Consider the following 12922-nt stretch of genomic DNA (forward strand, 5'->3'; position numbering starts at 1 on the left):
GAGCGTCCGGGACCCCGCTGCCTGTCTCCGGACTCTGCTGGCCGATGCGAAGATCACGGGATGCCTCGTGTGATCACCGCATCGGAAGCCTCGTGAATACTCCCGTTCACGGGGCTGACTCCGCGGGAATTCCGCACGTTGCTCGTGACGCTGCGACGAGAGGGCGCCGATGGAGTACGTCCGGGACGCCCCTGGGGACTGTCGCTTGAGGACCGGGTTCTACTGGTGGCTGCCTACTGGCGGACGAACCTGACGTTGCGACAGCTTGCGCCGCCCTTCGGTGTGTCCAAGTCGGCAGCTGACCGCATGCTGCAGCACATTGGCCCGCTGCTCGCGCTCAAGTCCCGCAGCCGGTTCCGCCGGGGCACCGTGCTGATAGTGGACGGCACGCTGGTGCCCACCCGGGACCGCTCCACCGCCGCACAGTCGAAGAACTATCGCTACTCGACCAACCACCAGGTCGTCGTCGACGCTGGCACCCGCCTGGTCGTCGCCGTGGGCCGCCCGCTGCCGGGCAACCGCAATGACTGCAAGGCCTGGACCGAGTCGGGTGCCGCTGCCGCGGTGGGCAAGACGACGACCATCGCCGACGGCGGCTATCGGGGCACCGGACTTGTCATCCCGCACCGGCGCCCGGCCGGCGGCGAGCTGTGCGACTGGAAGAAGGAGCACAACCACTCGCACAGGCAGGTCCGCGCCCGCGTCGAGCACGTCTTCGCGCGGATGAAGACCTGGAAGATCCTTCGCGACTGCCGCCTCAAGGGCGACGGCGTCCATACCGCCATGCTCGGCATCGCCCGTCTCCACAACCTGCTCCACGCCGCGTAAACCCGCCCTAATCAGCCCGGCGCCCCGCCGTTCGCCGGGCAACAAGATCAGTTACGGGACAGCCTTTACCCCTTGCAGCCAGGGATCGGAGTGGGGGCGCAATTGTCGGGATGGTTCTTGCGCACCTCGGAGTCGCGCAGCGTCACGACGCCCAGGTTGTAGATGCCGCCGCCGTCCTGGTAGGCGGTGTTGTGCTCGACGGTGGAGCGGCGGAGTGTGAGGTTGCCGGTGGGAGAGTTGTAGATGCCCCCGCCGAAGCGCCCGGCGATGTTCCCACTCACCGTCGTCTCCTCCAGCGTTGTCTTGCTTTGGTTGTAGATGCCGCCGCCGTCGTTGCTGCCCGAGGTGTTGTCGAGGACTTTGGAACGGGACAGCGTCGCCGAAGTGTTGGTGGTTTCGATGAGAATGCCGCCGGAGTCCAACGTGCTCGCGGAGTTCTTGCTCACCGTGGAGTCGATGAGCGTCAAGGTGCTCTTGTTGAACGTGTCGATACCGCCGGCCTCGACGGCACTGTTGTTGCTCACCGTGGAGCTGATCAGTTTCAGGTTCGTCTGGCCGTTCTCGATGCCTCCCCCGAGGCTTCCCACAGTGCCGCCCGCGAAGTTGTCGCTCACCGTTGAGTGATCCAGTGTGACGGTGCCCTTGTCACTGTTGATGCCGCCCCCGAAGCTGAAAGAGCCGTTGGCGATGTTGTTGCGCACTGTCGACCGGGTCAATGTCAGGGTGCCGTTTTGGTTGTCGATGCCGCCACCGCCCTGGCTCACGGTGTTGTTGCGCACGATTGAGTCGTCGAGCGTCACCCGGCCGCCGTTGTTCAGGACACCGCCACCGTTGTCGGCGTGGCCGTGGATGATTGTCAGGTTTTTCAGCTCCACCCGGGCCGAGTTGACCGTCACGCTGGTGCCCGTCTCATGGCCGTCCAGAACCGCGTCGTCCACGCCGACCAGCTTCAGATCGGTGTTGATGACGAAGTTGCCGAAGCAGACGCCTTTGATCCGCAGCGTCGATCCCGGCTGGGCAGTGCTGAGGGCGAGCACCAAGGCGTTGGGATCGCGGTTACAGTCAACCACGGTGTCGTGATCGGCGGCCGCGGCCGCTCCTGCCTCGGCCAGGCAGATCGCCCCCGCTGCCGCTACAACCGCCGCGGCTCTCCCCCACCGAGGGCGCGTCCCCTTGACCACTCCCATGTGCATCCCGTTCTCCTGTGTCATGCGGGGCTCGACGAATTCCGTTGAATTCCGTGCCCGCTCCGCTTCCGTCAGGGGTGCACCGAGGCGCAGCCCACAGAAGGAGGCTGCGCCCAGCCGGGCGACACACGTACGGGACAGGCCACGGTATCCGTCCAATGGCCGCGCTCGGTGACCGGCGCGGCCCACGCACGCCACCCGAAGGGACGAGTGGCCCTACCGGCGACTTGCGTTGGTCATCCTTCGAGAGCCCCTCGAACCAATCGACGCTTTAGACCGTTGGGTGTAGCCGGATGGCCCCGCACCACAAGCGCCTGGGACCGAGCGGGGAATGACGGGGAACGAACTCTTGAAGCGGGTGTCGCAGGTTCGAGTCCTGCCGGGGGGCGCTCAGCCTCAGCCCTCCCGCTGGGAGGGCTTTTCGCAGTTCCGGGCAGGTGCCAGTCGATGGGGCGAAGCCCGGACGCCGCCTCGGTGATCAAGCGCGGACTGCGAGGCTGTCCGGCTGTCGCCGGGCTTTCCCGGGTGGCCGTGTCGCACACGCGTCGAGGTTCTCGACCGGGGAAGATCAGCCGGCGCCCGGCACGTCCGCCTCCGGCAGTGACCGACTGGGTCCTGGGCCTCCGCCGACCTATGTGGTCGTGCGCTCTCGCGGGATCAGCTGGACGTACACACCGCCCAGGGTCAGAGACCATGTCTGGCCCCGCTCCAGGACCGCGCGCCCCTCGTCGAGCGCTTGGGCCGCCACGCGGTTCGCCTCGTCCCTCAGCTTCCCCCACGCCACGTGATCGGCGCCGAAGGCCCGCCGTGCCTGTTCCACGGAGTGGTGCAGGGCCCTCACGGCCGCCGCGACATCATCCACCATCTGGCCGGCGCTTCCCACGTCGTCCAGCGTCCACGACATCCACAGCCTCATGCGCCTACGGTCGCACGGCCGGCAGGAGCCTCCCGTATCCGAGGCCTCTGCTTCGGAGTGGCGTCGGATCCGGGCAGCGGGTGCGGCGACGCGGCTGCATACTGTCATGGCCGAGCTCAACGGCCAGGCGGACCCGGCGCGGATCAGTGCGCTGATGAAGCGTTGTCGAGCGCCGGAAGCGGTGACGTCACTCGCTGAGCTGAACGGCCGAGAAGACCGCTGCCACCGAGGGGCGGACGGCGTACGTGGCACCCGCGCTGCCCCTGGGGGCCTGCCACCAGTAGAACGGGAGCCGCCGCTCGCTGTCGCCGTGTCCCTTGCTCATCCCGGACAGCACACCTGCCACGCGTTGCGCCGGATCACTCTCGTTCGGGCCGCCCAGGGCCTCGTCCACCAGTTCCGTGCAGTGGATCCGCCGGCCGGGGTTGCGCAGCATGTACTGGAACACCCGCCGGGCCTGCGGCGCCAGTGCGGCCAAGAACACCGCGGCCCGCTCCAGGTCCTCCGGACCCCATTCCGGGGCCCCGTAGTGGCCCTCCTCACCGGAGTGCTGGTCCCACCGCGCGTCAACCTCAGACAGATACTGCGTCATGCCCGCCCCCAACAGTCGGTCCCTGGCGTGTGTCGTTCGCACCGTACAGATCCGACCGGGCGCTGTGCGTCGAAACCCTGACGAAGGCCCGACGGCGCCCCGTCGGCGCCCCGTTCTGGTTCTGCCGACGAGCTTGCCGCTCGCTAGCCGGCGGCCACGACCTGGCCGGAGGTCACCTGGGGTGAGTTGGGAAGCAGCGACGCCAGGTGGTCCCGTACGAAGTCCGCCGCTCGCTCGACCGACTCCTCGGCCCCGGCCCGGTCCTCGTAGACGCTGGTGGAGAGCATCACTCCGTTCCCGGCGTCGACCCAGTAGTAGGCAACGAAGCCGGGAACCTGGCGGAGGATCGGAACGAATCCCTCGGCCACCCGGCGTCCTGCTTCGGCGGGATCCGTCACCCCTTCGTACCGCCGGACCACTGCGTACATAGCCGATCTCCTCCTGGATCCGTGGGCTGCCCTGCCCGGAACGACATACCCCTCGACGCGTCTTCTTCGCTCACGGCACTGCCCGAAGACACCCGGACAGGCGCACGGGCCGGGTCGCCGAGTGTCCGGTCGCAGTGCCGTCCGGTGCTGCGCGTGGTCGCTTTTCGGCCAGCTCGGCCCGAATTCACCGGTGCTGGGGGAATCCCGTTGACTTGAACGGCGATGTTGATCAAACTCGCCCGGTCGGTGTGAGGATCGTCAGCCGACGGCGCGCACGGCACTGACCAGCCGGGCGCGCTTCGCCGCGGGTCCGGCGTCGCGGCACAGGGCCGTACGGGAAGTCCGGACACCGCTTGTTCCTGAGGGGGAAGTTCAGGCATGCGCAAGACCACAGCAAGGCTGGCGCTCGTCGGTGTGGCGGCGGCGACGCTGTCGATGGTTCCGCTCGCCGGTACGTCGTACGCCGCCGGGTGTTCCGGTGCCGGGTGCGACAACAAGGGCCCGGCCACCTACAAGTGCGACGACAGCAGTTCCACCAAGCGCAAGGTGGACAGCAACGGCCGGGTGGCGGAACTGCGCTGGTCGGCCGACTGCCTGGCCGGCTGGGTGCGGATCAAGAACAACGCGGACCCGTCGGTCTACGACTCCACCGCGACCATCGAGAAGTGGAGCCTCGACGGCAAGCTGCTGAAGTCCCTGTCCGTGCGGACGCCGGGCTACGGCAAGACCGACTGGTCGAACATGCTCGGCGGACCGGAGTACAAGTACCGCGTGTGCGTCCGCTTCGACAGCGACCTGTACCCGCTGGAGTGCAGCAGCAAGTTCTAGTGCGTTGCCCGCGGCCCGTATCCGTTCGCCGTTCACGGCCTGGATACGGGCCGTCAGTCCTGTCAATCGCGTGGCGGGCCGGTAGTGCGACGACGGAGACTCGGGGCGTGGCTGACATGGGGGCGTTCCGGGACGCGGTCGGTGTGTGGGCGGCCGGAGGGGACGGGGAGCCCGCTCGGGAACTGGCCGAGCGGTTGTCCGTGCGGGTGGCCGTGCTGCTAGAGGGGCCCAGCGACGTCGCGGCGGTCAGTGCTCTCGCCGGGCGCCGGGAGCGGGATCTGGCGGCCGAAGGGGTCTGCGTGGTGTCGATGGGCGGCGCCATGAGCGTCGGGCACTTCGCCCGGGTCCTCGGGCCGCCGGGGCTGGGGCTGCGCCTCACGGGGCTGTGCGACGAGGCGGAGCGTGGTTTCTACGTCCGCGGGCTCGAGCGTGCCGGTGCGGCGTGGCAGGGGTTCTTCGTCTGCTCGGCGGATCTGGAGGACGAGCTGATCCGCGCGCTCGGCGTGGCGCGGGTCGCGGAAGTCGTCCGTGCCGAGGGCGACGAACGGGCGCTGGAGACCTTCCTCCGTCAGCCCGCGCAGCGGGACCGTACCGCTCAGCAGCAGTTGCGGCGCTTCTTCGGCACCAAGAAGGGGCGGAAGATCCACTACGGGCGGGTGCTCGTGGAAGCACTTGAGGAGCAGCGGGTGCCCGCGCCGCTCGACGGTCTGCTCGCCGCCCTCTGAGCGACCGGGCGCACGGCCCCGACCGCCGACGGTCCGGCCAGCCGCCTTCGGACCAGCGCCCGCGGTGCTCTGGCTCCGGCACGCCGCCTTCGGACCAACGCCCGCGGTGCTACGACCCCGGGCCAGGGTGCTCCGGCTCCGGGCCACCGCGTTCGGACTCAGGCCCCCGTACTCAGGCCCCCGTACCCAGGCCCCAGCCCCGTACCCAGGCCCCAGCCCCGGCCCCCCTGCTCAGACTCCGGCCCGTCGGTCGTCCCGGATGGCTGCGGTGATCACGGCGGAGACGACGGTGGTCCCGAGGAGGCTGCCCATCATCACCAGGCCCACGCCGACGACGAAGAGGCCGCTGGAGTCGTCCGACCAGTCGTAGTACGCGGCGATGGTCAGGCCGGCCGAGGTGCCGAGCACCGCGGCCGCGACGTAGTGCCGGTACGCCGCCCAGCAGACCGGCACCAGGAGGGTCAGCACGAGCCCGATGACCTGCCACGCCTGGTACGGGCCGGTCTCGGAGCCGTCGGGGTGGACGTCCCGGTGCTGGTCCCAGCCCAGCCAGGCGGCCCACAACGCCATCGACACGCCGGCCAGCACGAGTATCGACAGCAACTGGAGGGCGGGCTTGCGCGGTTCTCTGCTCATGGGCCAAGCGTTCCGGCCGGCCCGACCGGCGAACAGGGCGCATGTACTCAGCTCCCCCCGAGTACGTCAGCGCCCCGACCGCCGCGCTCGGGTCAGGCCGCCAGTTCCGGGGCCGGCTCCTCCGCGCGCTCCGCCGCCGCCTTCGCGGCCAGGGCGTTCACGGCCGCGTTGAAGCGCTCCGTGGAGGTCGGGTGGTCCGGGCCCAGGACGTACTCCTTGAGGGTGCGGCGGTCCAGCACCATGGGGTCGGTGTGCGGGGCGCGGACCGAGTCCAGGATCTCCGTCAGGCGGGCGCACTCGCTGTCGAGGAGGTAGGCGCCGCCGGCCGTGGTGTAGGCGGCCCGGAACTCGTGGTCGGGCAGGTCGTGGGCGTTCGTCAGGACGTACGGCTTGAGGCTGGCCACGAAGTCGGCGACCACCGAGGAGACGTCGCTGATGAGGATGTCCGCCTGGTTGAAGCACTCGTAGAGGGTGGGGAGCTGCTTGAGGATCACGTTGTGGCGGACCGGGCCCCGGGCCTCCCAGTAGATCCGGTGCCACTCGGCGCGCAGCTCCTGCCACTCGGCCCCGCCCTCGCGGTCCGGCACCCGGGACTCGCGCACCTGCTCGGCGTCGTCGCCGCCGAGCCGGCCGGCCAGCTCGTCGAGGCGGGCCTGGATCTCCTTCAGCCGGGGCCTGGCGGCGGCGGCCGCGGCCTCCGCCTCGGCGGCGCCGCGCCGCTCGTTGTCGGCGCGCAGCAGTTCGCGGATCGCCTTGTCGGCCTCGGCCGCCTCGGCCGAGCGCTTGCCGGTGAGCGGGTGCGGCTTGTAGATGACCCGGACGTTCTCGGCGAGCAGCTTCTCGATCATGCGCACGCCCATCGGGATGAGCGAGGTGTGGCAGTCGTCGTCGCTCCAGCCCTCCCAAGTGGGCGCGTAGAGGACGACGGGCAGCGGGCCGGGGGTGTGCTCGGCGTGCAGCCGGATCGGGGAGAGCTGGGGGCGGCCCACCTCCACGATGGCGCTGTCGCTGATGGCGTGCCGCACCCGCTGGTAGCGGTCGCGGCCGGCCCGGCCGGCCACCCAGATCTCGTCGTACACCTTGCTGACCCGGTTGCTGCTGGCGAGCTTGTCGCTGTCGCCGTGGCCGATGAAGACGTGTTTGGCCTCTGCGACGCGCAGCATGTGCACGTTCTTGCCCGCGTTGCCCGGGTAGAGCACGACGCGCACGCCGGACAGCTCGAGTTCTGCCAGGTCGTCGGCCTTGGGCACGCAGACCACCGGGATCCAGGTGCGGCTGAGGTAACGGAACGAGGCGCGCTCCCGGAGGATGATCACCGGGCGCAGGTCGAGCTGCTCGAGCGTCTCGATCCACATGTTGACCTGATACATGAAGTCACGGGAGACGGAGGCGAAGCTGAAGTAGAGCGCCACCTCGGGTCGGTACCCGTCCAGTTGACGGTTGACCTCGGCGAAAACCTCCTCCGTGGCGGGCATGCGGCGGACCCTGCGGTACTGGTCCAGCAGCGCGACGACACCCGCCGCGGTCACCGCGACGGTGACGGCGAAGCCCACGTACGCCGGCTGCCGGGAACCTGCCGCCAGCGCGGCGACGAGACCGGCGTGGGCCGGCAGGTCGAGGTGGAGGAGCTTGCGCAGGAAGCGCCGGTTGAGGAGGGCGGGCGGCTGCTCGGGTATGGGCAGCCCGCTCATGTCCAGGTTGCGCACGACCAGCGGCAGCACGCGGCGCCGGCGGATGGCGTGATGCACCGCCGTGTACAGCATCATCATCGCGAAGTGGACGCTGAAGACGGCGAGCGCGGTCACCAGCACCGCCTCCGGCGCGTCCATCCGGCTGGCCAGCGCGAGCAGCATCACCGTGCGCACGGCGAACCGCAGCGGTCTGGTGAGCTGCAGCGTCGCGAGCCTGCGCACGAAGCCCGGGGCCCTGGAGTGCAGCACCTCGTCCACGACGTACGTCACCGCCGACGCCACGGCGAAGCCCCGCCAGTCGGGCAGCAGTGCGAAGACGGGCAGCGCGGCGAAGGCGGCGCCGAGCAGGAGCACGAGAAACAGCTCGGTCACCCCGCGCACGCGCAGGGCACCGCACAACCGACGGATCGTCATGGGCAAGGTTCCCTCTTCCGGACAGGCGTGCACGTCGGGGCAAACGCCGTTGTTCGCCTGTTCGACACAAGAGGAAGGTGAGAAGTTGTACACCTGACGGAAAGAAGGAGTTCAGATTCCGTTTCCCTGGGTATAGGCACTTATTTGCGTCCGCGTCAGGTCCAGCGACCGGCGGGTACAGTCGCCGCGGGGAAGGGAGAGGACACGTGCGACTTCGCTGCGCGGTGCTGGACGACTACCAGGGGGCGGCCACCGCCTGCGCCGACTGGTCGGTGCTCGGGGACCGGGTGGAGGTCGTCGCGCTGCGCGAGCACATCGAGGGCGAGGACGCCGTCGCCGCGGCCCTCGCCGGCTACGACATCGTCGTCACCCTGCGCGAGCGCGTCCCCTTCCCGGGATCGCTGATCGCCCGGCTGCCCCGGCTGAAGCTGCTCGTCGCCTCCGGGATGCGCAACAGCGTCATCGACTACGCCGCCGCCGAGGCGCACGGGGTCACCGTGTGCGGTACGGCGAGTTCACCGACGCCTCCCGTGGAGCTGACCTGGGCGCTGCTGCTGGGCCTGGCGCGCGGGATCGTCGAGGAGAGCGGCGCGCTGCGCTCGGGCGGGCCCTGGCAGTCCACCGTCGGCGCCGACCTGCACGGCCGCCGGCTCGGGCTGCTCGGACTGGGGAAGATCGGCAGCCGGGTGGCGGCGGTCGGGCTCGCCTTCGGCATGCGGGTGAGCGCCTGGAGCCAGAACCTGACGGCGGAGCGCGCCGAGGAGGCCGGCGTGGAACTGGCCGCCGGCAAGGAGGAGCTCCTGGCGGCCAGTGACTTCGTCTCCGTCCACCTGGCGCTCGGCGAGCGCACCCGGGGTCTGCTCGGCGCCGCCGAACTCGCCCTCATGAAGCCGACCGCCTACCTCGTCAACACGTCCCGCGCGGCGATCGTCGACCAGGACGCCCTGCTGGCCGCGCTGCACGAGGGCCGGATCGCCGGTGCCGGGGTGGACGTCTTCGACGTCGAGCCGCTGCCCCCGTCCCACCCGGTGCGCACCGCGCCCCGCCTCCTCGCCACGCCCCACCTCGGCTACGTGTCGCGGGCCAACTACGCGACGTACTACGGCCAGGCGGTGGAGGACATACAGGCGTACCTGGCGGGCTCGCCGGTACGCCGGCTGCCCTGAGACCTCCGGACGAGGACGCTGTCCTGAGACCTCCGGACAAGGCGCCTGTTCTGAGGCCTCCGGGTACGGCGGCGGGCGCCCGGCCGCCTCAGCCGGCTTCCGGGCGGCGGTAGATCCCTTCGCTCCGGTGGAGGTGGTGGAGGTCCACCAGGTAGCGCCGGAGCGTCACATGGTCGGTGGCGTCGGAGTTCTCGCACCAGGCCCGCAGGCGCTCGTTCACGACCCGTTCCGGGTAGGCGACGCCCGGTTCGAAGGTCTGCTCGGCGATGTGCCGCAGCACCAGCTTCTTCCGGGCCCACTGGGCGGGCAGCCGTACCAGCCGCCCGTTCCGTACGAAGGTGCCTAGGACGGCGTCCGGTCCGTTCCCGGCCCGTGGCGCGGGGCGCTCCCGCCGGGCCAGTTCGCGGAAGAGGCCGTAGGAGACGGCGAGTGCTCCCGCCGGACCGTCCGTCACCGCCCCCCGCTCGCGCAGCCGGAGCAGCGCGAGCGCCGTGTCCTTCGCGGACAGTCCGGCCGCCTCGGCGACCCGTTCGGGTGTCTCCGCGCCCAGGGCCACGGCAGCGAGGGCGCGCAGCCGGCGCTCCTCCGCCAGCAGCCCGACGATCTGCCGGGCCCGCTCGCCCGGGCCCTCGCAGTCACCGTTCCCCGGGGCGGCTGCCGCGCCGGCTCCCTCGCCCGGGTCGGCTGCTGTGCCGGTCTCGTTTCCCGGGTCGGCTTCGGTGACTGAGTCGGCGGCTGTGTCGGTGTCGGTGCCTGAGTCGGTGGTCATGGCCCGGAGGTTAGGCGGGCGGCCCGGCGTGGCGCCTCCCGATTGCGGCCCCGACGGCCAGGCGGACAGCCCGGCTCGGCACCTCCCGAGCACGGCCCCGACGGCCAGGCGGACAGCCCGGCTCGGCACCTCCCGAGCACGGCCCCGACGGCCAGGCGGACAGCCCGGTGGGGCGCCTCCCGGCTGCCGCCCCGGCGCCTCGCCGGGCGCCTCCGTCCGCGCGCCCCGTTGATCGGGTGATCCCCCGTGGACCGGCGTGACCCGCCACCGGCCGGGCCGTTGAACGGGAAGTGCGGCGGCTGGTCCTGCCGCCGTCCCCCCGAGCAATAAGGAGAACCTGATGTCTCGCATCGCGAAGGCGGCCGCCGTCGCTCTCGGCACGGGCGCCGTGGTGATCGGCGGCGCCGGCCTCGCCCTGGCCGACGCGGGCGCCGAGGGCGGAGCCCTCGGCTCGGCCGGAGTGCTGTCCGGAAACGCGGTCCAGGTTCCGGTGCACGTCCCGGTGAACGTGTGCGGGAACACGGCCGACGTCGTCGGCCTGCTGAACCCCGCGTTCGGCGACGTCTGCGGCGACGTCGGCGGCCACAAGGGGCACCCGGGCGAATCCGGCTCCGGCGGCTACGGCAACTGATCAGGCCGCACGTACGGCGAAGGGCCCCGGCACCTCGAGCGCCGGGGCCCTTCGCCGTGTCCGCGCCGCTCTCACGCCTCACGCGTACCGGTAGACCCCGCTCACGTCCTCGAGCTGGTCCGGCGTCACGTCCCAGGGCGGCAGCTTCTGGAACCGGGCGACGATCCGCCCGTGCTGCCGGTCCCCCGAGGGCGGCGGACTCGCGGGCAGGTAGCGGTGGTTGCGGTGAGCGAGCTGCCACCGGTGCCACTGCAGGTCGAGGAAGGCGTGGTGCAGCCAGAACACCGGGTCGTTGACGGAGGCGCCGCCGAGCATCACGCCGCCGACCCAGCGGTGCACCCGGTTGTGGTTGCGCCAGGAGGCGCTGCCGCTGCCGGCCCCCCAGCCCTCCAGCTTGTTGCGGAACCCGGTGGTGGCCGTCGAGTCCCATGGCCTGGCGTCGTAGACGGGGTCGTCGAGGGCCACCTGCAACTGGCTCCTGGTGGGCAGGGCGATGGGGTTGGCGGCACGGCCCAGGTCCCGGGTGAGGAACTTGCCGTCCGTGACCCCCACCCTGATGGTCCAGTGTCCCGCCGAGTACGCGAACGGGCCGGTCATCACCTGCCGGTCGGAGCGCCGTCCGTCGCCGCCGAGCAGGTCCGCCGTCCAGGGCACGGAGGTCTTCGTGCGGTTGCGGGTCCAGTCCCAGTACGGCACCGTCACCGAGGAGTCCACCCGGTGCAGCGCCCGCTCCAGGTCCAGCAGGAACCTGCGGTGCCAGGGCAGGAAGGACGGGGCCATGTGGGCGGTGCGCAGCCCGGTCTCGCCGTCGGCGGCGTAGTGGTCGATGTGCATGCGCACGAACTCGTCGTACTCGCCGCGCCGTTTCAGCTCCAGCAGGGCGTTGACGAACCGGCGGCGCTCGGTGCGGGTGAGCGTGCTGACGTCCTTACGCACGTACGCCATGCGGCCCTCCCATGTGGTGTCCGGCCATCCCGCCGCCGACCGGACCCGGGGCTAGGTCGCGCAGGTGCTGTCCGGGACCGATCTCGTCGACCGCCGCGCGGGTCGCCTCCAGCGCGGTCGGGTACGAGCCGTAGTGGTCGACCATGCTGAGCCAGGTGCCGTCGGCCCGGCGCATCAGGTGCAGCGGGTGGCCGTCGATGGTGACCTCCCAGTCGCCGTCGGTCGCGCGCCGTCCGGCGATCGGCACCAGGGCGCCCTGGATGCGGCGGCCCCGGTAGGTCTCGTCGAAGGAGCCGCGCCCGCCGCCTTGCCCGGCCGGCAGGGGGCGCGACGCGGCGACGACCGGGGCGAGCGCCAGGGCCGCGCCGGTGGCCAGCAGCGCCCGGGCCGCCTCTCTGCGGGACGTTCTGCGGCCGCCCGCCGCCACCTGCTGATTCGCCCCCACCGCGACGCCTCCGGCACCGACGACCATCTCTCACTCCTCGATCGGGATCCGATGTCCGTATCGGTAACCGGCGGGACCGGTGCCGAGTCACCGGTGAGGGCCATCCGGCGGTACGCGGGGGGCGGGACGCGGCCGGCTGCCCCGGCGCGCCGGTCGGTGACCGGTCGGTTCGTCGGCGCGGCGGTGGGCCGGGCGGGCCGGCCGGTGTCAGCCGCGCAGGCGGCGGGCCGGCAGGCTGACGTGGGCTGCGGCCGTGGTCTCCTCGGCGCCGGCGAACGCGGCCGGCGCGGCCGGTCCCACCACCTTGCCGGGTTCGCCCGCGGGCCAGGCACGGGCGGTGAGGACCAGGTAGGCGTGGCCGCGTGCGGCGACGGCGGCGAGCCACTCCGGCGGGGCGTCGGCCTGCGCGACCGGTGCGGCATGCTGACGACGGCCTGACCCGCCTCGACCCGCAGGGTGACGGGCAGGCTGGGCCGGTCGGCGCCGTCCACCAGGCCGCCGCCGACCGGAAGGCCGTTGCCCGTCAGCAGACGCTCGACCGCGGCGGCCGTCACCTCCGGGCCGCCCTCGGGGTCCCCGAGCGAGTAGCCCAGCAGATAGGCATGTCGGTGCCGTCCGGGGCCTCGCCGCTCCGGGCCAGGACGACGAGCGTGCCGAGGTCGGCGAGGTGGACGGGGCTCGCGCTCGACGTCGAGGTCACCGCGCGACCCTGCCGACGGGG

Annotated in this window: 14 protein-coding genes and 1 pseudogene; 5 read left to right on the forward strand and 10 right to left on the reverse strand. The window is 71.5% G+C overall.

The window, feature by feature from the left end:
• The first annotated feature begins 96 nt into the window (after positions 1–96).
• A complete protein-coding gene (locus tag ACFQ9Z_RS24375; RefSeq protein ID WP_383023071.1) occupies positions 97–828 on the forward strand; it encodes a transposase in 732 nt (243 codons plus the stop codon).
• Between the two features lie 65 nt (positions 829–893).
• Here ACFQ9Z_RS24375 and ACFQ9Z_RS24380 read toward each other — a convergent pair whose 3' ends face one another.
• The 4 genes from ACFQ9Z_RS24380 to ACFQ9Z_RS24395 all read right to left on the reverse strand — a co-directional run bounded on the left by ACFQ9Z_RS24380 (position 894) and on the right by ACFQ9Z_RS24395 (position 3951).
• The gene (locus ACFQ9Z_RS24380; protein ID WP_383022458.1) at positions 894–2039 is read right to left on the reverse strand and encodes a hypothetical protein; all 1146 of its coding nucleotides are present in this window, start codon (positions 2037–2039) and stop codon (positions 894–896) included.
• Between the two features lie 607 nt (positions 2040–2646).
• Positions 2647–2931, reverse strand: a complete 285-nt coding sequence (locus ACFQ9Z_RS24385) for a hypothetical protein (protein WP_383022461.1) — start codon at positions 2929–2931, stop codon at positions 2647–2649.
• Between the two features lie 187 nt (positions 2932–3118).
• Positions 3119–3523: a DUF6416 domain-containing protein gene (locus tag ACFQ9Z_RS24390; protein WP_383022463.1), complete on the reverse strand. Its 405-nt coding sequence runs from the start codon at positions 3521–3523 to the stop codon at positions 3119–3121.
• Between the two features lie 143 nt (positions 3524–3666).
• The gene (locus ACFQ9Z_RS24395; protein ID WP_383022465.1) at positions 3667–3951 is read right to left on the reverse strand and encodes an antibiotic biosynthesis monooxygenase; all 285 of its coding nucleotides are present in this window, start codon (positions 3949–3951) and stop codon (positions 3667–3669) included.
• A gap of 378 nt (positions 3952–4329) precedes the next feature.
• Here ACFQ9Z_RS24395 and ACFQ9Z_RS24400 point away from each other — a divergent pair, with 378 nt between their 5' ends.
• Both ACFQ9Z_RS24400 and ACFQ9Z_RS24405 read left to right on the forward strand, forming a co-directional pair.
• Positions 4330–4779 carry a DUF2690 domain-containing protein gene (locus ACFQ9Z_RS24400; RefSeq protein WP_383022467.1) on the forward strand — a complete coding sequence of 150 codons (450 nt, stop codon included), beginning with the start codon at positions 4330–4332 and terminating at the stop codon, positions 4777–4779.
• Positions 4780–4886: 107 nt separating this feature from the next.
• Positions 4887–5504: a TOPRIM nucleotidyl transferase/hydrolase domain-containing protein gene (locus ACFQ9Z_RS24405; protein WP_383022470.1), complete on the forward strand. Its 618-nt coding sequence runs from the start codon at positions 4887–4889 to the stop codon at positions 5502–5504.
• 231 nt (positions 5505–5735) lie between these two features.
• On the opposite strand, the gene ACFQ9Z_RS24410 is transcribed toward ACFQ9Z_RS24405, so the two are convergent.
• Together ACFQ9Z_RS24410 and ACFQ9Z_RS24415 are read right to left on the reverse strand one after the other, a co-directional pair.
• Positions 5736–6140, reverse strand: a complete 405-nt coding sequence (locus tag ACFQ9Z_RS24410) for a hypothetical protein (protein ID WP_383022472.1) — start codon at positions 6138–6140, stop codon at positions 5736–5738.
• A 92-nt stretch (positions 6141–6232) separates the two neighbouring features.
• Complete coding sequence (locus ACFQ9Z_RS24415; RefSeq protein WP_383022474.1) at positions 6233–8245, reverse strand: hypothetical protein; 2013 nt, start codon at positions 8243–8245, stop codon at positions 6233–6235.
• A gap of 206 nt (positions 8246–8451) precedes the next feature.
• Here ACFQ9Z_RS24415 and ACFQ9Z_RS24420 point away from each other — a divergent pair, with 206 nt between their 5' ends.
• Positions 8452–9411 carry a D-2-hydroxyacid dehydrogenase family protein gene (locus tag ACFQ9Z_RS24420; protein WP_383022476.1) on the forward strand — a complete coding sequence of 320 codons (960 nt, stop codon included), beginning with the start codon at positions 8452–8454 and terminating at the stop codon, positions 9409–9411.
• Positions 9412–9499: 88 nt separating this feature from the next.
• Here ACFQ9Z_RS24420 and ACFQ9Z_RS24425 read toward each other — a convergent pair whose 3' ends face one another.
• The gene (locus tag ACFQ9Z_RS24425) at positions 9500–10180 is read right to left on the reverse strand and encodes a DUF2087 domain-containing protein (protein ID WP_383022478.1); all 681 of its coding nucleotides are present in this window, start codon (positions 10178–10180) and stop codon (positions 9500–9502) included.
• A 340-nt stretch (positions 10181–10520) separates the two neighbouring features.
• On the opposite strand from ACFQ9Z_RS24425, the gene ACFQ9Z_RS24430 reads away from it, so the two are divergent.
• The gene (locus tag ACFQ9Z_RS24430) at positions 10521–10811 is read left to right on the forward strand and encodes a chaplin (RefSeq protein ID WP_383022482.1); all 291 of its coding nucleotides are present in this window, start codon (positions 10521–10523) and stop codon (positions 10809–10811) included.
• A gap of 78 nt (positions 10812–10889) precedes the next feature.
• Here ACFQ9Z_RS24430 and ACFQ9Z_RS24435 read toward each other — a convergent pair whose 3' ends face one another.
• The 3 genes and pseudogenes from ACFQ9Z_RS24435 to ACFQ9Z_RS24445 all read right to left on the reverse strand — a co-directional run bounded on the left by ACFQ9Z_RS24435 (position 10890) and on the right by ACFQ9Z_RS24445 (position 12901).
• Complete coding sequence (locus ACFQ9Z_RS24435) at positions 10890–11756, reverse strand: tyrosinase family protein (RefSeq protein ID WP_383022484.1); 867 nt, start codon at positions 11754–11756, stop codon at positions 10890–10892.
• Positions 11740–12228, reverse strand: a complete 489-nt coding sequence (locus ACFQ9Z_RS24440; RefSeq protein ID WP_383022487.1) for a tyrosinase family oxidase copper chaperone — start codon at positions 12226–12228, stop codon at positions 11740–11742. The genes ACFQ9Z_RS24435 and ACFQ9Z_RS24440 overlap by 17 nt, the downstream gene beginning before the upstream one ends.
• A 180-nt stretch (positions 12229–12408) precedes the next feature.
• Positions 12409–12901 (reverse strand): annotated as a pseudogene (locus tag ACFQ9Z_RS24445) (DUF5949 family protein).
• Between the last annotated feature and the right edge of the window lie 21 nt (positions 12902–12922).

It is taken from the genome of Streptomyces sp. NPDC056580 (assembly GCF_042793175.1).
GTDB lineage: Bacteria > Actinomycetota > Actinomycetes > Streptomycetales > Streptomycetaceae > Streptomyces.